The 18913-nt window shown below is 43.6% G+C and carries 17 protein-coding genes; 4 read left to right on the top strand and 13 right to left on the bottom strand.

Annotation, left to right across the window (positions count from 1 at the left end; translation table 11 throughout):
• From M9194_RS04870 to M9194_RS04860, 3 genes are read left to right on the top strand one after another with little or no spacing between them, the layout of a single operon-like run.
• Positions 1–915 (top strand): thiopeptide-type bacteriocin biosynthesis protein, encoded by a 915-nt coding sequence (locus tag M9194_RS04870; protein WP_250611507.1) that lies wholly within the window; start codon positions 1–3, stop codon positions 913–915.
• A complete protein-coding gene (locus M9194_RS04865; RefSeq protein WP_250611505.1) occupies positions 912–2483 on the top strand; it encodes a hypothetical protein in 1572 nt (523 codons plus the stop codon). The genes M9194_RS04870 and M9194_RS04865 overlap by 4 nt, the downstream gene beginning before the upstream one ends.
• Positions 2480–3754, top strand: a complete 1275-nt coding sequence (locus M9194_RS04860; protein WP_250611502.1) for an MFS transporter — start codon at positions 2480–2482, stop codon at positions 3752–3754. Before M9194_RS04865 ends, M9194_RS04860 begins: the two co-directional genes overlap by 4 nt.
• A gap of 8 nt (positions 3755–3762) precedes the next feature.
• On the opposite strand, the gene M9194_RS04855 is transcribed toward M9194_RS04860, so the two are convergent.
• On the bottom strand, positions 3763–4167 hold the full coding sequence (locus tag M9194_RS04855) for a hypothetical protein (protein WP_250611500.1): 405 nt from the start codon (positions 4165–4167) through the stop codon (positions 3763–3765).
• 136 nt (positions 4168–4303) lie between these two features.
• Positions 4304–5206, bottom strand: coding sequence for a glycosyl hydrolase family 18 protein (locus tag M9194_RS04850; protein WP_250611498.1), 903 nt, complete (start codon positions 5204–5206; stop codon positions 4304–4306).
• A 352-nt stretch (positions 5207–5558) separates the two neighbouring features.
• Here M9194_RS04850 and M9194_RS04845 point away from each other — a divergent pair, with 352 nt between their 5' ends.
• Positions 5559–7874 (top strand): methyl-accepting chemotaxis protein, encoded by a 2316-nt coding sequence (locus M9194_RS04845; protein ID WP_250611496.1) that lies wholly within the window; start codon positions 5559–5561, stop codon positions 7872–7874.
• A gap of 75 nt (positions 7875–7949) precedes the next feature.
• On the opposite strand, the gene M9194_RS04840 is transcribed toward M9194_RS04845, so the two are convergent.
• The 11 genes from M9194_RS04840 to M9194_RS04790 form a co-directional block, all read right to left on the bottom strand.
• Positions 7950–8684 carry a transporter substrate-binding domain-containing protein gene (locus M9194_RS04840; protein WP_250611494.1) on the bottom strand — a complete coding sequence of 245 codons (735 nt, stop codon included), beginning with the start codon at positions 8682–8684 and terminating at the stop codon, positions 7950–7952.
• Positions 8685–9139: 455 nt separating this feature from the next.
• The gene (locus M9194_RS04835; RefSeq protein ID WP_250611492.1) at positions 9140–10060 is read right to left on the bottom strand and encodes an alpha/beta fold hydrolase; all 921 of its coding nucleotides are present in this window, start codon (positions 10058–10060) and stop codon (positions 9140–9142) included.
• A 153-nt stretch (positions 10061–10213) separates the two neighbouring features.
• Positions 10214–10993, bottom strand: coding sequence for a substrate-binding periplasmic protein (locus M9194_RS04830; protein ID WP_250611490.1), 780 nt, complete (start codon positions 10991–10993; stop codon positions 10214–10216).
• A gap of 136 nt (positions 10994–11129) precedes the next feature.
• On the bottom strand, positions 11130–12113 hold the full coding sequence (gene iolG, locus M9194_RS04825) for an inositol 2-dehydrogenase (protein WP_250611488.1): 984 nt from the start codon (positions 12111–12113) through the stop codon (positions 11130–11132).
• An 18-nt stretch (positions 12114–12131) separates the two neighbouring features.
• Positions 12132–12947: a 5-deoxy-glucuronate isomerase gene (iolB, locus tag M9194_RS04820; RefSeq protein WP_250611486.1), complete on the bottom strand. Its 816-nt coding sequence runs from the start codon at positions 12945–12947 to the stop codon at positions 12132–12134.
• Positions 12948–13065: 118 nt separating this feature from the next.
• Complete coding sequence (locus M9194_RS04815) at positions 13066–13896, bottom strand: sugar phosphate isomerase/epimerase family protein (RefSeq protein WP_250611484.1); 831 nt, start codon at positions 13894–13896, stop codon at positions 13066–13068.
• A 77-nt stretch (positions 13897–13973) separates the two neighbouring features.
• On the bottom strand, positions 13974–14819 hold the full coding sequence (locus tag M9194_RS04810; RefSeq protein ID WP_250611482.1) for a MurR/RpiR family transcriptional regulator: 846 nt from the start codon (positions 14817–14819) through the stop codon (positions 13974–13976).
• Between the two features lie 78 nt (positions 14820–14897).
• The gene (locus M9194_RS04805) at positions 14898–15725 is read right to left on the bottom strand and encodes a class II fructose-bisphosphate aldolase (RefSeq protein ID WP_250611480.1); all 828 of its coding nucleotides are present in this window, start codon (positions 15723–15725) and stop codon (positions 14898–14900) included.
• An 11-nt stretch (positions 15726–15736) separates the two neighbouring features.
• The gene (locus M9194_RS04800; RefSeq protein ID WP_250611478.1) at positions 15737–16609 is read right to left on the bottom strand and encodes a 5-deoxy-glucuronate isomerase; all 873 of its coding nucleotides are present in this window, start codon (positions 16607–16609) and stop codon (positions 15737–15739) included.
• A gap of 99 nt (positions 16610–16708) precedes the next feature.
• Positions 16709–17710: a 5-dehydro-2-deoxygluconokinase gene (iolC, locus tag M9194_RS04795; protein WP_250611476.1), complete on the bottom strand. Its 1002-nt coding sequence runs from the start codon at positions 17708–17710 to the stop codon at positions 16709–16711.
• A gap of 11 nt (positions 17711–17721) precedes the next feature.
• Positions 17722–18897, bottom strand: a complete 1176-nt coding sequence (locus M9194_RS04790; protein ID WP_250611474.1) for a Gfo/Idh/MocA family protein — start codon at positions 18895–18897, stop codon at positions 17722–17724.
• Positions 18898–18913 lie beyond the last annotated feature (16 nt).

Raw genomic sequence — 18913 nt, 5'->3', positions numbered from 1 at the left:
ATGGCATGGTACTACTGCAAGATTTATCACTCACCTGGCAATAAAGCGTTGAACACGGATAACCTGATCATCGACTACCTAGCGCCCATGCTCCAAGAGTTGAAATCCACGAAACAGGTACATCATGCGTTTTTCCTTCGTTATAGGGACACACACATTAACGAAGGTAACTCTTACTTTGACGGCTATCACTTACGTTGGCGAATGTACTATGAGGAACATCAATCTTTAGTTTCTATGCATAGTGAAATAGAAAAAGCGCTCGCTTGCTACCCTTTGCCTTACGTCATTGAGTTAGCCCAATACCACCCCGAATACCATAAGTACGGCTGTGGGGCAGCACTGGCACTAGCTGAGCGCAACTTTGACGCGAGTTGCAACTGGATTATCCCTTGCTTAGAAAGCACAAGAGGACACAGCGGCCTGCGCATTTTTGTCGCCGCCGCTCGTCTACTCGACATTATGCAGCGCTGGTATTGGCCGCATGCAATGAGGCAAAGCTTTCTAACCAAGTATGCCAAGTATTGGGGGACGGTAACTGGTGAGAATCGCCCATCACCACCAAAAGAGCTCATCTCAAACTTTCTCTCACTCCTAGACATTAAAAACCCAATTTCTTCCGTTATGAGTTTGATTAATAGCGGTGCAGATATTGAGTATCAATGGCATTCCAAATTATTTGAATGGCTTTGCTACCAGCCCGCTCAACAAGCAATCCAATCGAACTCACCGACACTAGGTGCTGACTATGTGTCCCTTAAACCAGGATACTTGGAAAAGGTCTGGCAACTTACCCATACCAATAACAATCGCCTTGGGCTCACCGTCGCTGATGAGGTACTTATGGCTGAGTTACTTCACACATTTCTAGAAGCGAATTATACAAATACGAATAAACAAAGGGGAATACAATGAATAATAAGAATCACAAGGTGTTTTCCATTCAACAAGGTATAGAATTTGTCCAAACACATCATCACACTTGTGTCTGCCAAACGAACGATAAGGATTTAGAGCTTAAATTAAACGCGAGCCACTTCGATGTCATCACCACAGGACAAGGAGAGCACCCGTGGGCAGTATTAGACTCCGACATTCTACCTTCTCATCTACACCAAAGATTGTTTAATGAAACCGAAGATGGCCACCATCCACTTGCTGCTGATCACTGGGGAATTTACAGCGCGATATTAGATGCTTTTGAAAAGAAAATAACCCGACCAACCATACTCAAGGTAAAAACCACACATAACTCTGATTTCCTTTCACTAGCTTCCTTTCTCGCGCAGCATCTTAAGAGACCACTATTAATTGTAGTGACCATATTAGATGAAAAAGCCCGGCATACACACGTGCATATCGATACGCTAAAACAATGGCTGTCTGCCGGGTGCTATTTAACGGTACTGAAATACCTTCAAAAACAGAAATTGCACAACAAAAATAGCCATTCAGTTACTGACGATTATTATTGGCTGTTAGCACGCATATTGTTAGTACAAGGAAAACCCACTAGCAGCAAAATTGTGCTTAAGCACGCTCAACGCTTGTCTTCATCGCCAGACAAACAAATCCTCTATCGGCGCTTTCAGTTAGTCCTCGCTCGTAAGGCAAATGATGCCAATGTTCTTGAGTCACATATTGAGACGTTGCAACACGATATTAGCCATGCGTTAGGCGATACTAAAGATTGGCTAAAACTTGATTTGGCATTGGCAACGTCTCTTTCCCCACAATTTAGTCAATTACACCGACGAACATTGGATTCCATTACTAACGCACCTCATCAGGTGATGCCGCAATGCCTCACAGCAGCCCTAATTTGGTCAGCGGGGATCAATTTTTTTCAACAAAAGAATTTGAATCACTGCATCACTCTATTGGAGAAGGCAACACAACGGCTTAGCCAAGATTACGACCTTGTACGCCGAGCTTACCTTAACTTTAAGTTAGGCCTTTGCCTAGGAATGGCGCATCAAGCAGGACCTGCGGCACAGCAACTTAAGAAAACGGCTCACGAGTTCATCTTGATGGGCCAACCGAATACCGCTTCGTTATGTTATGCGGAGGCATGTCGACACTACATTAAAGCCGAAAGACTCAACGAAGCAAAAGAAAGCTACGGGCTTTTGCACAATCAGAACGGAGGATTTAACGCTTTATTGTCAATGAGGTGTTTAGCACAATTATATTTGGCAGATAGTCAACTACAATTGGCCGCATCTCAATGTGAGAAAGCGCTAGACATAATTTCAAAATTATTCCCGCCACAGAGCCCAATTCGCTCACGTCTGACGGTTGAGTTTCTAATAATCCGGTTACAGTGCATTGATAACAAAGTAGACCCAAAACTTGCTCAACAGTTACTCCAATCTATCCAGCAATTGCTCTCATGCTGCGATGAGCAAGATCAGTGGTTGCTTAACAGGCAGCTTGAAGATGTGATTGAAGGTGAAAATAGTAAGAACGTGGCTTTGATATGATTGGGGATTTACGCTCACCTTTTAATCGCTTGGTGGCTGCTTGCGTCATATCTGTATTTGGTAGTATGGCTAGCGCTCTTATCCTACCTTGGTTAGTCGGTATTTCTTCTGCGGCGGCGCTAAGTCTAGGAGCCATTCTGACCATGAAGCAACTCGTCTCGGCAATGGTTTCACTGCTCTCGGGACAATGGGCAAATAAGGTTGCCCCTGTGCGATTACTACGAGGCAGCTTTGTCCTCGGGTTTGTATTTTATGCCAGCGTGGCCATCGCCTTATACAGAGGTTTGCAGCCTACCATGGCACTGTTTATCGTGTTAGCCATAGTGTCAGGGATCCTAAGCGTACTGGTCTTGTCTTCTCTGCAAGCTTCTATCCCGCAGTTTGTGACCACAAAAGGACTCACTCAAGCACACAGTAGGCTGAATATTGCGATACAAATTGTAGGAGTGGTCGCTCCGATCTGCTTAGGCTATGTACTTAGCCAGCCACACTCTGGGAATACTCAGCTCAATACATCGGTCTTCTCTTTAGCCTACTCCATCGACGCAACCAGCTTTATCGCCGCATTCTTACTGGTACCGTCACACCGAGCTATTGGTCAGAAACGCTCACTTGCGGAACAAGATAAGCTCTCTGAACAGCGTGTTAATCTAGAACGCTCCGTCGAAAAACTCGTCACCGAGCAAACAAAGCTGTGGCCGATTTTAACCTTCAATGCACTGAGTGTTTTTCCCATCATCTGGCTCTATGATCTAGGTATTCCGTTGTTGTCAGGCTTCGCCCACCGAGGACCAAGTTTCCAAGGTTCGTTAGTCACGGCGAGTGCCTTGGGCGGTATTCTAGGCTCAATGATCGCTGGAAAATGGTCTCGGCTTTCTCACTTAGGAGAATACGAGCTCGTGGCCCTTGGTACATTTGGTAAAATACTGTCCGCAAGTTTACTACTGATTAATACGACTTGGTTTATTCTCACCAGTTTTGCTTTAACCGCAGTGGTCACTGCCGCGTTCGGGGTGGTTTTTATCTCTCAACTGCAGCGTAGAACCTCACCCACCATGCAAGGCAAAACGACAGGTCTACTCATGTTTAGCAATATCGCCCCACTTGTCATGTCCAATATGGTAGCGGGTTATCTCATCCATATTTACGGCTTTGAGCATGTACTGCAACTGGCACTTCCATTGGGTATATTGATTCTTCTTCTGGGATACGGTGCAAGTCGAATGAACCGTTCCTCACCGCCAGCACTGCCGGAAAGCCATGGTTCGTAAGCGATATCCTAACGCCCAGCTTCCATCAGCTTATCCATGCAAACTTGATATGCTTGTTCAAAATCAAAAAAAGATTGATGCTTACTGCGATCAGTCACGTGCTTTTCTTCAGCGTACTCCTGAAGCTTATTTTCCAATACAAGCGCGAAAAAAACACAGTTATGCTTAGTCATCCACTCAATGCTCTTGTCTACCTCTTCCCAAGAGTCAAGCGATGAACCTTGCCAGTGTCTTAAATCGGACAAAAATACCCAAGGTGATGAATCTCCATTTTCCGAGTTCAACACCGTGTTTTTCACCTCTTGGAAAAATGCAGCGCTAGCCTCGGCATTAAACGCTCCACTGCCAACACAATGAAGGATTCTATTTTCAAATGATATACTCCACTCGCCATGGATATTTCTTGATTTCATACACCGACTACTTGCTAAACTGCCCCAATCTAGTATAGCCCTTGATCACAAAGTGCTAGCGAAGCGCTATATCGGTTAGATCCAATGAGCCAATCTCAAATTGCACGTAGAGATTGGCTCAAGTCTAGCGCAAAAATCATTTCAAACAGTTGGGTGTTACTGAAATGTTATCACTCCCATACTCAGCTTTCGCCAGAGATTTTACATAATCAGTCGAGTTTGCTGTGAGGTTAAAGACCATTAGCCCACCATACCCTTGCTGTATTGCATTTTTGGCGACGGAAGCGGCCGAGACAGAATCAGTGTAGGTGGTACTCACAGAAGCATACAGGTCATTTTGTGACATCCCATAATTGGTATAGGGCTCGATGGCACTATTATCACCTGGATAGTATCCCGGCGTTGCAGAATCAAGAAAATCGGCCAACTTCACGTTATATTGTCCGTAGGTTGTGGCAAATAGCCCTTTATCCCAAAGCAGTACTTTTTGTATGACTTTCCCGGTAAATTTAGGGTTTTGTTTTAACGCTTGAACAATCATAATCATAGACGTGTCGTTTTTCGTACACGTACTGTATTCGTCATCGATAGCGATACCATCTAAATGATATTTTTGAACAAAATCGGCTATCTTATCCGCAAATACCTTAGCGTCATTAGCATCAGTCATACAACTCCACCCAGAGTTTTCATGATCGCCAAGTAGAGCGGCCAAGACCTTAATCCCCTTACTTTGCAACGTCGCTACCTGAGTGGTGTCATTGAGTAAAGCATCGTCTTGTTTATTCAGATAAACGCTTGGGTTATTTGGATCTGAACCATGTATATTGGCCGCAAAAATTACAGCTTCATTAAAAAATGGGGTTGTATAGCTTGTCTTACCATCCTGAGATTTTTGAGTCTGAACAAAACAAGCAACGTTTGACAGCGCATTATCGTTGGTTTCAACGTAAGCGACATTGTTAAAGGCATAACTGGGAGAGAATACAAAAACTAGAGATCCGAGAAGCATTACTTTTAGAAACTGACTACATTGCATATTGACCGTCCTTAACCGCATGATTTATCGGTCAAATAAACCATTAAGAACGAACAAAAAATGTGACTCATTGAGGAATTTCGTTATATAAAACAATAATTATACTTTTTTAGATTTCCTAACATTTACCCAAAATTCATTCTTACTAGTTCCCCCCCTAAGTGAATTAACAACCAAGCAAATGACCAGATAGGCAATCTCTCAGCTATCTACTATCTTATAAGTAAGTGGATTCATAGCCCATACAAATATATGGGCTATTATTATTCGAACAAAAAGCGATATCCATAACGTCGATTGGCTCTGAACGTGGCTTAAACAAGGTATTTGTTTATCAATTCAGGGACAGAGTATGAAAATCGCGTCAAAAATAATTGTCTCCACCACATTACTGTGTGTTGTGGGACTAGTCCTTGCTGGGGCATTCATTGGGTGGAAAGTTTCCCAATTTTCAGAAGCCGCCATGTATGAGCGAACGAAGAATCAACTCATCGCCGTGCGAGAAATTAAATCGGGTGAAATCGAGCGATACTTCAACCAAATTCGAATGCAATTAGACACGCTAGCTGATGATGTTGCCACCCAGAAAGCAATGGTCGAGTTTCAAAACACCTTTGAAACATACCCGAAATATCTAGTGTCAGACAGTGACAAAGTCAAGCTAACGGATTATTACCGCAACCAATTTGGATCTACATACCAAGAGGCAAATAAAGGACAATCCCATAACGCATTACAAAAATATCAGCAACTTTCAGATAGAGCCCAGTCAATACAGACCCGCTATATCGCTATCAACCCTAATAATTTGGGTGAGAAACATTTAATGATGTCAGACTCCCTAGGCACTGACTATGACAAAGTTCACCAGCTATACCACCCTTCCATCAAGCATTACCTAGAAGCCTTTGGGTATTACGATATCTTTTTGGTCGACTTAGAGGGAAATATCGTTTATTCGGTGTTTAAAGAGTTAGACTTTGCAACCAATCTTCGCAGCGGGCCTTATCAAGGAAGTGGAATATCTAAAGCCTTTGTATCTGCGGTAGATAAAAGCAAGGGAGAATATCATTTAGAAGATTTCGCCCCCTACTATCCCTCTTATGAAGCCGCTGCTTCTTTCATTGCGACTCCCATTTTCCACCAAGACAAGAAAGTCGGTGTTTTAATTTTCCAGATGCCTGTCGATGAAATTAATTCCATCATGACGTTTAACGAAAACTGGAAAAATATTGGTTTAGGAGATAGTGGAGAGTCTTATTTAGTAGGCCCGGATGGCCTTTTACGAAGCCAGTCTCGATTTTTATTAGAGGCTCCCAAAGATTACTTTGCTGCATTACAATCCGCGGGATTAAGCGCAAATATGATTCAGCAAATTGAAGAAAAGAACTCGGCGATTGGCCGCCAGCCTGTCGATACCATTGCGTCCCGAAACGCATTGAAAGGTGAAGAAGGGTTCTTAATCACCCCAGATTATCGGCAAGTTGACGTATTTTCTGCCTATGCACCTCTAGATGCAGCGGGATTGCCTTGGGCAATATTAACCGAAATAGATGTTGAAGAAGCGATGGCGGATGCAGACGCTCTTATAGAAACCGTATTTTATACCATTGTGGCTGTTGTGCTGGTCGTCATTATCGTTTGTATTGGGTGTTCTTATCTTGTCGGGAATAGTATTTCTAGACCAATCACTTCCGCATCACAGCGTGTTAAGGAAATCAGTGAAAGCAATAACCTGACACAAAGGTTGGAAGAAAGTGGCAAAGATGAAATGACAGAGTTGTCTGTCGCACTGAATGCACTGTTCTCTAAGTTGCAAGGTGTATTCCAACAGTTTGCGTCAACTTCCAATACCTTACGCGATGACGCGCAAAATATGTTAAATAGCATGGAAGAAACTCGCACAGCCATTTTTGATCAAAATACGAGAACCACGTCCGTCGCAACCGCCATCAATCAAATGAGTGCTTCCATTTCTGAAGTTTCTCAGTTTGCAAACAAAGCCTCTGAACATGTATCTCATGCTAATAAATCGGGCACAGAAGGCGTACGAATTGGGCAAGTATTAGGCAATGAAATTAGCCAACTCGATCAAGAAATGCAGACCTCAGTCGAAGCGATAAAACGGTTGCATAAAGAAACCAGCTCTATTGCTGAGGTGCTCGACGTCATTCAAGGCATCGCAGAACAGACGAATCTGCTGGCACTGAATGCCGCGATCGAAGCTGCTCGAGCTGGGGAACAAGGCCGTGGTTTTGCTGTCGTCGCTGATGAAGTGCGCTCGTTAGCGGGCAGAACGCAATCTTCCACTGAAGAGATTCGAGAAAAGATTGAATCACTGCAATCCGAGACAAACAACGTCTCGAGCGGAATTGAAAATGCAAACACTACCGTGCAAAAAGGCGTAGAAACGTGCACTCAAAATACGGACATGTTGAGTGAAATAATGTCAATGTTAAACGAGATAAGTGATATGAATACCCAAGTTGCTTCTGCGACAGATGAACAAAAATCCGTGACGGAAGAAATCAATACGAGTATCACATCCATCGCGGACTCTACATCTTCCGTTCGCACTCAAGTCGATGAAGCTGATCAAATGCTAAGAACCTTATCTGAGCAAGCTGACACACTCAATGTAGAGATAAGCCGATTCAAATATGAATAACTTGGTGTTAAAAAGGCAGCGGAATGTTTAAAACATTTTCCGCTGCCTTTCTCCGTAAGCCTCAACCTAATTTGGTTATTCGTCAATATGGTTATTCAAACGATGAATGACGCTTTCAGGAACCTGTTTGCTGCACAGAATATAACGTTTCTCACCTTCAGGCATATCATTGAACTCAATGACGTTAAAGTCAGAGCGATTAAACTTAGATTCCTCAACTAACGAATCGACTTCTTCCGGTGCGATAAAAAAATAGTCGTATCTTTGATGATAGATCAATGACAACATTTTTAAGTTTTCGTACAACACTTTGTAAGTAGTCGGTTGATATTTTTCTACTTGCTCATCTATAAATTTGCCATACGAATAGCCATCTTTCATCAATATAGAAAGCTCTTGTTGTTGCAGCACTTCACGTAATGGACGCCCAGAGACTAGCAATTGATTGTTGGCTGAAGTAATGGCAACTTGAGGCTTATCTTGATAGATAGGCTGGCTATACCTGGAGTACTGTTCTCTTTCGGGATTTTTAAACCATCCAATGGTGCAAAGACAATCATGATTGTTTTTTATCATCATGAGTTGGCGCTTGACTGGTGTTTTCTGCCACTCAATATCTACTTCAGATTGCCGAAAAGCCTTGGATGCAGGCGTTGCCGTCAATCCTATTACAGCTCCATTTTGATTCACTACGTAAGGAATACGCTCGTGATAAAGTAGGGTTATTTTACTTTCACAATGACTGTTTGCATAAGCCTGGGTCGAACATAGAAACAGCAGAGTAAAATAGAAGTTGTTATGGCGCTTCATCCTTGTTTCGCCCCTCTGAACTCACCTATACCTAGTGTAGACGAATTCAGAGGGAAATTACGCTCAGAACATTATGCCGGGCTCTCCACCTTGGCATCGAGGACATTTGCAATGGAAGATGTCACTACCACATGCTCCATAAACATGGCCGCAATCCTGATGTAAGCATTTTAGCTTATAGGTAATTGAGTCATGTTCTAAACCAGCACCAGCGCGCGTGCCATGATTTTTTTGATTATTATAATTAATAAAGCCGATTTGAGTGCTTTTCGTGGTTCCATTTTTCCACATCATTCTACTCCTGTTTTAAACTGACGTTCGGGCTAAAGCCCTACACTAAAATTGTGCATGCAACATCCTACATACTTAGGAAAATGCAGGTCAAACCACGAGTAAATGAAATGAGATATTAGTCGTTTTAAACGGATCTAACGTTCAGAATTTAAACAAATTTTCTATCTAAGAAACTCCAGTAGATAACTATTAATTTTGTCAGCTTGTTGAAATAAAGCGCCGTGCCCCGCATTGTCTATTGCCACAAATTTGGCGTCAGGCATTCTGCTACGAATTTCGTCGATCATGCCTTTGCTTATTTCCGTATCTGCTTGCCCCCATATCAGCAACGATTCTCTATGACTTCTCGCCACACTGTCATAAGCTGAACGATAATCGCCAAGCGCATCGCTTCTGAGCATGGATAACATAGACTGTTGAAAACCTGGAGAAAATAACTGTTCTTTATATAAGCCTAGGTAATGTTCAAACTGAGGGCTTTTTCCATATAAATCTGTAAATCTATCAACCAACGTATTGATTCCCGCGAAGCGAGCTACGATCTCTCCCACAAGGGGAATCTTAAACACAGTCGGCACAGGATATTGATAAACGACAGGGGAAATTACAATGAACTTGTTGACTCTGTTTGGGTGACGAGCAGCAAAATTCACCGCTGTACCGGCCCCAAGAGACACGCCAGCCAAATGAAAAGGTTTGGATATGGCTAATTTATCAACCAGTTCGCGTAACTGGCGATAATACAGATCTTGGCTGTACTCAATATCAGGGCGGTCGGAGTAGCCACGCCCATATTTGTCGTAACTCAGTACACGAAACCCATCTCCAACAAGGGCTTCGACCTGCTTATCCCAAGCCCAATGAGGAATAGTCCCTCCATGAACGAGTACGACAAGTTCGCCATTCTCTGGTCCTTTAAAACGATAGTAAGTATTACCATCAGAAAGAGTAACCATGTTACCTTCGATAGCAGCTTTAGAAGGGTTACCAACTGATTGAGATCCAGGATTGGTAACAATATAAGCCGTAGCGGTGACGACTAATAGCAACCCAAGCGTAGCGAATACGACTCTCCATTTCATTTTTCTTCCTTGTGACATCCTTGAACACGTGGAGATTCAATATAGATCAATCAATTACAAGCTTCACCAAAAAGGTATAAAATATGCTAAGACAATAGAAATATTATTAGTAATTAGTTCAGCGTTAAGTAGAACTAGGCCCAATGACATTCATCACTTTTCAGGTTGCAGCGATACAAGCATTCCCTGTTTTACTTTCCACTGTGGCGCATTGTAATACTTAGCCCACTTTTCGACGATTTGATTGAACGTTCCGTCATCTTTAATTTCTTGCAGCGTCCTTTGCCACTGATTAACAATCTCATCAGGTGTCTCGTCAGAAAACCCGATATAAGTTTGTGAACTAAATAAAGTGAAAACAGGCTCAAAATCTGAGGGATTCAAATTGACTTCTTTTAAAAGTACTGGGAAGTCAATATCTGATTGAGTAAGCAGAGTACCTCTTTTTTTCGCAAGCATTAATACTGCTTGCTTCCACGTAGGCAAGTTCACTATATTTTTAAACCCATTATTGACTAAATATTGAGACTTTGAATCAGATGTCATCGCTAGAATAGAAGGAACTTGTTTCGCTTCTTGAAGCGACTGAATATCAATTTCAGCGTTTTTTCTTGCATACAAAACCATGTTCTTTTGTGCGATAGGTCCTACCCATTTAAATAGGTTTTCTCGGCTCTTTGTCTTACTAATAGAGAAAAGCACTACATTTTTGTCATTCAGTAGATCTTGATAGGCACGAGGCCAAGGTCGGTACTCTATTTGCGCATGCAAATTGTTCCGCTTAATAATTTCGTTAACCACATCAACAGCAATGCCCTCCTTAGTTTTTCCTTTCACGATATTAAGTGGTGGCTCATTGATGGTATAAATCTTAAGAGGTTCGGCAAGCAGAGGAAAACACAGAAATAGGAAGAAGATATAAAAAGGTTTCATGCAACAATACTCTAGGAGTGACCCATTGAGTAAATTCTAGTCGATGATTCCAAATTAGAATAACGTAATATTCTCCACGGATGATTATTGTTCCTAGACTATGAAGAGGCCCCAAGGCCTCATCAATTAAGCCGTCCTACAATTTCACGCATAGCCCAGTGTTTAAAGACTCGAGCGCCGCATCCGCAATCCTTAGTGCCATTTCTCCATCAACACCAGAACAATTTGAGTCCTGACCATGTAAAATATCGACGAAATGCTGCCACTCAGCGACATAGGCATCCTTATATCTTTCCAAGAAAAAGTGCATGGGTTTAGCCGATACCACTCCTTCACCCGCGAGATGAACAACATGATTCTCATTCCTGTTTGTCACCTGAAGTGAGCCTGTATCACCGTGCAGTTCAATACGTTGATCATAGCCGTAGCCTGATCGTCGACTATTTTGAATGGTTGCTATCGCCCCAGACGGAAAATGCATCACCACAACAGCAGTATCAATATCTCCCGCTTTGCCAATCTCTGGGTCAACCATGCACCCACCAGTGGCATACACAGACACAGGATCTTCCCCCAAAATAAATCTTGCCATGTCAAAATCATGGATAGACATATCTCTGAACATGCCACCTGAAACTTTGACGTACTCAGCACTTGGCGGCTCAGGATCTCGAGAAATAATGGATAGTGTGGATGCTCGACCTATTTTACCTTGATCAAACTGTCGTTTAAGGGAGGAAAATTGCGGATCAAATCGACGATTAAACCCCATTAGAAGCGGCGCATCGTATTTTTTTACTATAGATAAGCAGTCTCGTACGCGGCTTAAGTCTAGATCGACAGGCTTTTCACAGAAAATGGCTTTACCAGCTTTTGCCGCCAACTCAATGATTTCTGCATGGGTATTGGTGGCTGAACAAATACAGACTGCATCAATATTTTGGTCTTGCATTACTTGCTCTAAGCTTTGCCTATTTGCACCATATTGTTGGCAAATTAGATCTGCGTTGACATCATACGGCTCAACGACAGACAGCAATCGAGTTGATTCATGATTAGCTATATTTTTTGCATGAACTTGGCCAATACGGCCTGCACCAATTAACGCTATATTAAACATTCTATAATCCTTATCTTTTTAATTTTTATAGGCCTCAGAATTAACCCAAGCATGATCTTTTTCCCAGGTGAACAACCACTTCCGCGTTGGACCAGCCATGACATTGAGATAATAATTGTCATAGCCTGCGAGAGTCGCCACCGGGTGATAACCTTTTGGCACCATCACGACATCTTTGTCATACACCGCCATACATTCGTCGAGCTCTCTGTCATCGGTGTAGACTCTTTGCATGCAAAAGCCTTGATCTGGGTTTAATCGATGGTAATAAGTTTCTTCAAGATAGGTTTCGTTTGGCTCTGCATCTTGGTCGTGCTTGTGACTAGGGTAGGAGCTGCTACAACCCTCATCCGTATACACTTCAACAACAAGTAAGCTATCCGCCTCCTTATAGTCGGGTAATATATTGTGCACATAACGTTTATTTTGCCCTGTTCCCCGGTGCTCGGCGTCAATATCATCTGGGGAAATTAGACGCGTGGCATGATTATTTTTCCCAGGCGCTTCACACACAGCGAGCTCCAATTCGGTATTTGCCACCACCTTTATTGGCTCGTTAGGTGCAACATATACCGCAAAGGGTTTAGTCTTTTCAAACGGTGACATACGATCACCGATATTTTCAAACACCTTGCTCCCTGCAGATATCGTCGCCTTTCCTGAAACCAGTACCAAACAACGCTCATTACTGGACTTTGATATTTCAATAGACTCACCAATGGTCAGTTCAATGAGCTTAAAACCAACATAGTTCCAGCCCGCGGACTTTGGCGTGACTTCATGCTTGACTAGTTCTGTGCTGTTATGTGGGTATTTAGAAAGCAAATGGGACACAAGGAGACCTCACAAAATGAAATATTTATTCCAGTAACTTACTATCTGGGAATTTTTATTTCATTCGTTATTTTTGCTAGTTTGCAAGAACGTGCATTAGGTAACAGTTCTGAACACCCTAGTGATTTACCAACGATCTCATCTGCTGCAGCATTACACCCGCTAGCTCAAAATAATCCCCTTCCCAAAGCTGGTCGTTCAGAAACTCACCGGAGTAAAAACCATCGTACCCTGTTGACTGAATCGCACTGACATACTCTGTTAGCGGTATATCACCCTCGCCAGGAAGATAGCCCCTAAGTTCCCTTTCATCAGGCCAATTTGCATTGATTTCGGGGCGCTTCCCGTCTGAGATATGAACATTATAAATAAGATCTTCGCTGACTTTGCTTAACTCTTCTGGTGTTGCGCCGCGACTCGCCCAGAGATGCCAGGTATCCAAGACAAATCCAAAATTATCCCTGCAAACCGAGTCATACAACCGGAAATACGAATCTAAACTCGCAATCGGCGTCCATGCAGCACCTTCATATTGGAAGCGTATATCGAAATCTCGGCCAATATCGGCAATAGAACGTATGTTTTTCGCAGTTAACTCAATATTGCGTTGCAAATCGAGCCCGTTCAGGCCTTCAAATGCATTGAGCTGGATAGTCGGTGCACCAATGACCTTGGCAAACTCACACAGTACTTGCGTTTGCTGCCACAATTTCGCCTGAGACGCTTTATCTGGTGCTTCTACACCGCCGATAATATCAATGGCGCTAGGGACGATGTTGTGTTGTTCTAACTTGAGTTTCAGCTCTTCAGCGGTAAAGCCCGCGTCAATGTACCGCCACAATTTTTCGGTATGAATTTCTAAACCTTGATAGCCAGCAAGACTTGCTAAGTGAACATCCGTGGCGATATTGCTGTGTAGCGAACACATGCCGTGCAGTGCAAAAGGCATCGTTACTTCCTTTTTCTTGTGAGAGGAAAGAACGCCTCAACCTATCAATGTCATGAGTATTGAGGCAGTATGGTCGATTAAGTGATGTCTCTGCACATCAGACTAACAGCCAAAGTTTGTGCCAGATACATAGAGCAGCTCAAAGAGCGGAAGCCCATCACCTCTCCTTCGTTCACTTCAAAGCAAACGCTGTATTTGCTGCCATTTTCTGTTAATTGATTGTCGGTTATCGCGACAATCGGCACTTGTTTGGAATAAGCTTGGTCAACCAAAGTGCTGGTCTCTGGCGCATATGGATTAAACGTCACGCAAAGCAGCACATCGTTGCTGTTCATGCGCTTAGTAAGCGGCTTTAACATACCACCATGATCGTCTACCAACACGACATTGTTGTCTGACTTCATCAACGCATACCAAAGATAGAAAGCCACAGGATAAGCACGTCTCATCCCTTGGATATAAATGGTATTAGCGTTATCCAATAACGAAACCGCTTTTTCTAGTTTCTGCTCTGAAACATCAACGTGCATTCGCTCCATCGCATCCATATTGGCCTGGCCAAAGTCATGAAAAATCGCTGCGGGTGATTCCGAGTCTAGCAGGTCATTCTCTCTTGCTTGACGCACGCGCTCTTTGTAGTCGCGAGGACGATTCAAATACTGATCGCGAAATAGCGCCTGCATTTGACTGAAACCAGAAAAGCCCATTGCGTTAGAAAAGCGGCTTAATGTTGATAGTGGTACATTTGCTTGCTCGGCAATGGTGGCCATGGTCTCAACCGCTACGAGCATAGGTTGTGCCATGACAAAATCGGCGACTTGCTGCAAGCGAAGACTAAGACCATCATAACTTTGGACTACTTGCTCACGTAGAGTATCCAGATCACTGGGAACCATACCTACATCGCTACTCTCTACCGTCATGCCTTTGGTGTCCTTAAATAAACTTTCAAAAATCAATCTCGGGGACTTACCCCAGCTGAGCCCTATTCTACTAAAACCTTAAGACAACATCTCGAAGTTACGGATTACTTCAGACTCCACTCTGGGTAGTACTTTTTGCATAAAGTACAAACGGTCAAATTTGTCTGGCTCAGAATTTAACGCCTCTCTAAGCCCGTTACCAAATGCCTGCCTTAAACAGGTACCTATATTAAATTTAGCAATACGGCTGGATTTCAGTTTCTTAATATCCGTTTCAGCGATGCCCGTTGTGCCGTGAATCACCAGTGGCACCGTGTTCTGGCTGGCTATCTGATCAAGTAAACCAAAATCAATTTCACAAGTCGGTGTTTGCAATCGGTGAATATTGCCAATAGATATGGCAACACAATCAGCTTCACTTTCTTGTGAAAACTTTAATACATCCTCAGGAGAGCTATAAATGGACTTAATATGATCCCGCCCTTCTGTATAGGGCACCGAACCCACTTCTCCCTCAACTGAAGCACCTAATGCATGTGCCACTTTTGCTACTTGGCGAGTTCGACGTATATTTTCCTCAATGGATAACTGAGAACCATCAAACATCACCGAGCTGAACCCCGATTTTAATGCTTGGTAGACAATGTCTTCCTCGTAGGTATGGTCCAAATGCAAACAAACGGGAACTTGGCTGTTTTTCGCTAGGTTGAGAAAGATTGAAGCCGCTGTTTCCACGCCGTAGAAATCAACCACATCCTTATTACACGCTAATATGACCGAGCGGTTTAGCTGCTCAGCAGCTCTCACCACTGCGCTTGCGTCTTCGTAACCAAATACGTTAAAACAGGGAATCGCATAGTCACTGCTAGCCGCTTCAGGAAGCAACTCATTAAGGTTAACTAACATATTAAGAGTCCTTACTTAAACTTAGAAATCATGTCTTTTATGCCTGGAATGGTGTGTACTTGATGCTCATGATGAGGATCAAAGTGCTGAATCAGCGACTTAGACGTTTTGCCGACAATAATGGTGAAGTAGTACATCTCATACCCAGGTGCTGCGACACTCGGATGATAGCCTTTGTCTATCGCAATCACTGAGCCTGTTTTAACGTGGTAAACTGGTCCGCAATCGTCCTCGTGTTCATAGAGGAATTGTGCACCAAAGCCAAAGCCAGGGTTAAAGCGAAATTGGTAAACCTCTTCGTAAAGTGTTTCTTGACTGCCGTCTTCCTTAATACGATCTTCATCGTGTTTGTGTGGAGGAAAACCTGACCACCCTCCTGCCCCGACCGTAAACAATTCACTCACCAATAAACGACCTCGTTGATCGGCATTTTTTTGTCCTAGAACATGCTTAATTTTACGATGTGTTTTGGTTTCATCCGATCCATATTGGACGATATCGACATCGCTTTGCCTTACACAAAATGGCTCAAGTGTTTGATCAAACTTGCCCCCTGCGATCATGATATCGGCACTGTCACTGACACATTCTATTTTCGCTTTCATATATACAGGGACATACACTGATTCAGGCTCACCCTCCCAAACCGACGTTCTCTGACCAATGTTGTCAAACGTTGTTTCAACATCATGCTCATCCAAAACACTAATACTGCATGTACCACTCGCCAAAACGATGGCGGTTTCATAACCTTCCAGCGAGTAGGTAAAGGTTTCACCTTGGGTTAGTTTGACTTGGTTGAAATAGCACAGCGGTGTCGTATCATCGTCTACATCAATGATGGCTTTGTTTTGGTTATCAAATGGCGCAATATGTTTTCCCATTGCCTTATCTCACTTTCGGTATCAACAAAAAAGAAAGCCGAGCCACGATGGAGAGCAAAGATAACAACGTTCACTTTACAAGCTCGGCAAATTGAAAATTCAGCTTTTCTCACAACCCCTTCTTGACTCGATAAAATCAAAAAGCTGCTCTTTTGTCGGCATGGCTTCAGTGCAACTTTGGCCACTCACATTGATGGCAGCCGCCGCAGATCCGTTCTTCGTCGCGCTTTCCAATGTGCCTCCATTCACTAGTGTCCAGATAAACGCTCCCGCAAACGAATCTCCTGAGCCGAAAGGTTTAGCCGCTTCGACAGGGAAAATGCCTTGAGATAAATGTGTTCCATCAGAGCGATATACCTTAGAGCCTAACTCGCCCGCTTTTATCACCACCACTTGAGTCGGTCCGGTGAGAAAGCGTTTCGCGGTTAACTCATCATCCGTGTTACCTGAGGCGACGACAGTTTCCATCATGTCGAATTCTTCACGATTACCAATCACGATGTCCGCCAGCCCAGCCGCGATACCATAATAAAGCGCTGCATCTACGTCCGTGCGCCAAGAATAAGGGCGATAATCCACATCTAATACGACTTTCGTGCCACATTGACGCGCATATTGCATCGCCAGCAAAGTCGCTTCACGGCTTGGGCTTTTGGCTAAAGCCGTACCTGTGACAATAAGGCTCTTCGCCAGCTTGATGTATTGCGGGTCAATGTCTTCAGTCTGAATGAGCAGATCGGAGGCATTATTTCTATAGATAAGAACATCACAATCCGACGCTTTCATCTCCGTAAATGCGACTGAAGTCCTAGAGCCAGATGCATCCGTTTTCATCCCATCGAGATTAATGCCTTGTTGTGTCATATAATGCTTTACGTAATCACCAAAGCTATCATCAGAAACACAACCGATAAATCCGACTTGGCCACCTAGCTTACTGATCGCCACAGCGATGTTGGCGGCAGAGCCACCAACAAACTTATTAAAGCCAGATACATCTCCCATATCGGTGTTGTGTTCTTGGGCATAAAGATCCACACCAGCTCGCCCTAAAACAATGGCATCCAGTCGGCGCTCTGGCTCAAACAATATCTGTGTCATTATGTTGACCCCTATTTGAAATTTACCCAAGCCGCATCTTGGTCTGCCGACTCTGCACATTTTTCACATAGCCGTACGCCTTCAATACCTGCGTTGACGTCTGGGTACCACAATTTCGACAGCGTTTCTTGATCATCTTGATCTGCGGCTTGGAAAGCCAACGCAAAGCGATGGTACAAATTCGCCCAGGACTCAAAATACCCTTCAGCGTGCCCGCCACCGATTCGATTTGACGACACTCCTTCTGAGTCGTTGTATAAATAGTCCATTGCTCTATCAAGTAAACGTGGTGCCTCTCCCTGAACTTCATACTTCAGTTGATTTGGGTGTTCATCCCACCACTCGATGGAGGCTTTTTCTCCCACTATACGGATCTTTTGCTGATGCATAGCACCAGCGTTGACAGCAGATGCCCATAAAGTACCAACAGCGCCAGATTCAAACTCCATCATGACATGAGCATTGTCTTCTAGCGGTGCGCGAGAGGGGATAAAGCTTTGCCGCATACAAGAGAGGCGTTTGACCTCAAGTCCGGTAATGAGCTCGCACAAGTAGTAGGCGTGTGTCCCCAAATCACCTAATACATAAGTTGGCCCAGACACCTCAGGGCTCACTCGCCACTTCAAGCCAGGTTCATTTTTTTCGTGCTCGACGTTGTGAAAACCATGGGCAAACGTCATGTTCACCACTCTAATTTCGCCCAAATCACCTCGCTCGACCATCTCTCGAGCTTGCTGAATCATAGGAAAGCCTGTGTAACCGTACATCACGCCCAACACGTGATTGCGCTGCTCAGACAACGTTTTTAACTCAATGGCCTGCTCGGTAGTAAAGGTGATCGGTTTTTCACAAATGACATGCAAATTGGATTCTAATGCCGCTTTACAAATTTCAAAGTGGGTAGAGTTCGGCGTTGCCACTGAGACCGCTTGAATCCCATCTTCTCTTTGAGATTCTTTGCGAAACATCTCTTTGTAATCAGAATAACAGCGATCGGCATCGACTCCGATATTGGTGCCGAAGTCTTTACAGCGCTCCGAGTCTAGATCAAATGCACCTGCAACCAATTGAAATAAATTATCTCTTTGTGCCGCACTGCGATGCGAATAACCGATCTGGCTACCTCGGCCACCGCCTACCATCGCCCAACGAATCGGCTGTTCAAAACGTCTTTCTTCATTAAACATACTTCACCTCGAATAA

The sequence above is a fragment of the Vibrio sinus genome, from assembly GCF_023634645.1.
In the GTDB taxonomy this organism is placed as follows: Bacteria; Pseudomonadota; Gammaproteobacteria; order Enterobacterales; family Vibrionaceae; genus Vibrio; species Vibrio sinus.
The sequence above is the reverse complement of the archived record's forward strand: the minus strand, read 5'-3'. Positions and strand labels throughout refer to the sequence as shown.

Excerpts from the sequence above, each read along its gene's own strand:
- M9194_RS04870 (WP_250611507.1), top strand. The coding sequence starts at position 1 with ATGGCATGGTACTACTGCAAGATTTATCACTCACCTGGCAATAAAGCG.
- M9194_RS04865 (WP_250611505.1), top strand. The coding sequence starts at position 912 with ATGAATAATAAGAATCACAAGGTGTTTTCCATTCAACAAGGTATAGAA.
- M9194_RS04860 (WP_250611502.1), top strand. The coding sequence starts at position 2,480 with ATGATTGGGGATTTACGCTCACCTTTTAATCGCTTGGTGGCTGCTTGC.
- M9194_RS04855 (WP_250611500.1), bottom strand. The coding sequence starts at position 4,167 with ATGAAATCAAGAAATATCCATGGCGAGTGGAGTATATCATTTGAAAAT.
- M9194_RS04850 (WP_250611498.1), bottom strand. The coding sequence starts at position 5,206 with ATGCAATGTAGTCAGTTTCTAAAAGTAATGCTTCTCGGATCTCTAGTT.
- M9194_RS04845 (WP_250611496.1), top strand. The coding sequence starts at position 5,559 with ATGAAAATCGCGTCAAAAATAATTGTCTCCACCACATTACTGTGTGTT.
- M9194_RS04840 (WP_250611494.1), bottom strand. The coding sequence starts at position 8,684 with ATGAAGCGCCATAACAACTTCTATTTTACTCTGCTGTTTCTATGTTCG.
- M9194_RS04835 (WP_250611492.1), bottom strand. The coding sequence starts at position 10,060 with ATGAAATGGAGAGTCGTATTCGCTACGCTTGGGTTGCTATTAGTCGTC.
- M9194_RS04830 (WP_250611490.1), bottom strand. The coding sequence starts at position 10,993 with ATGAAACCTTTTTATATCTTCTTCCTATTTCTGTGTTTTCCTCTGCTT.
- iolG (WP_250611488.1), bottom strand. The coding sequence starts at position 12,113 with ATGTTTAATATAGCGTTAATTGGTGCAGGCCGTATTGGCCAAGTTCAT.
- M9194_RS04815 (WP_250611484.1), bottom strand. The coding sequence starts at position 13,896 with ATGCCTTTTGCACTGCACGGCATGTGTTCGCTACACAGCAATATCGCC.
- M9194_RS04810 (WP_250611482.1), bottom strand. The coding sequence starts at position 14,819 with ATGACGGTAGAGAGTAGCGATGTAGGTATGGTTCCCAGTGATCTGGAT.
- M9194_RS04805 (WP_250611480.1), bottom strand. The coding sequence starts at position 15,725 with ATGTTAGTTAACCTTAATGAGTTGCTTCCTGAAGCGGCTAGCAGTGAC.
- M9194_RS04800 (WP_250611478.1), bottom strand. The coding sequence starts at position 16,609 with ATGGGAAAACATATTGCGCCATTTGATAACCAAAACAAAGCCATCATT.
- iolC (WP_250611476.1), bottom strand. The coding sequence starts at position 17,710 with ATGACACAGATATTGTTTGAGCCAGAGCGCCGACTGGATGCCATTGTT.
- M9194_RS04790 (WP_250611474.1), bottom strand. The coding sequence starts at position 18,897 with ATGTTTAATGAAGAAAGACGTTTTGAACAGCCGATTCGTTGGGCGATG.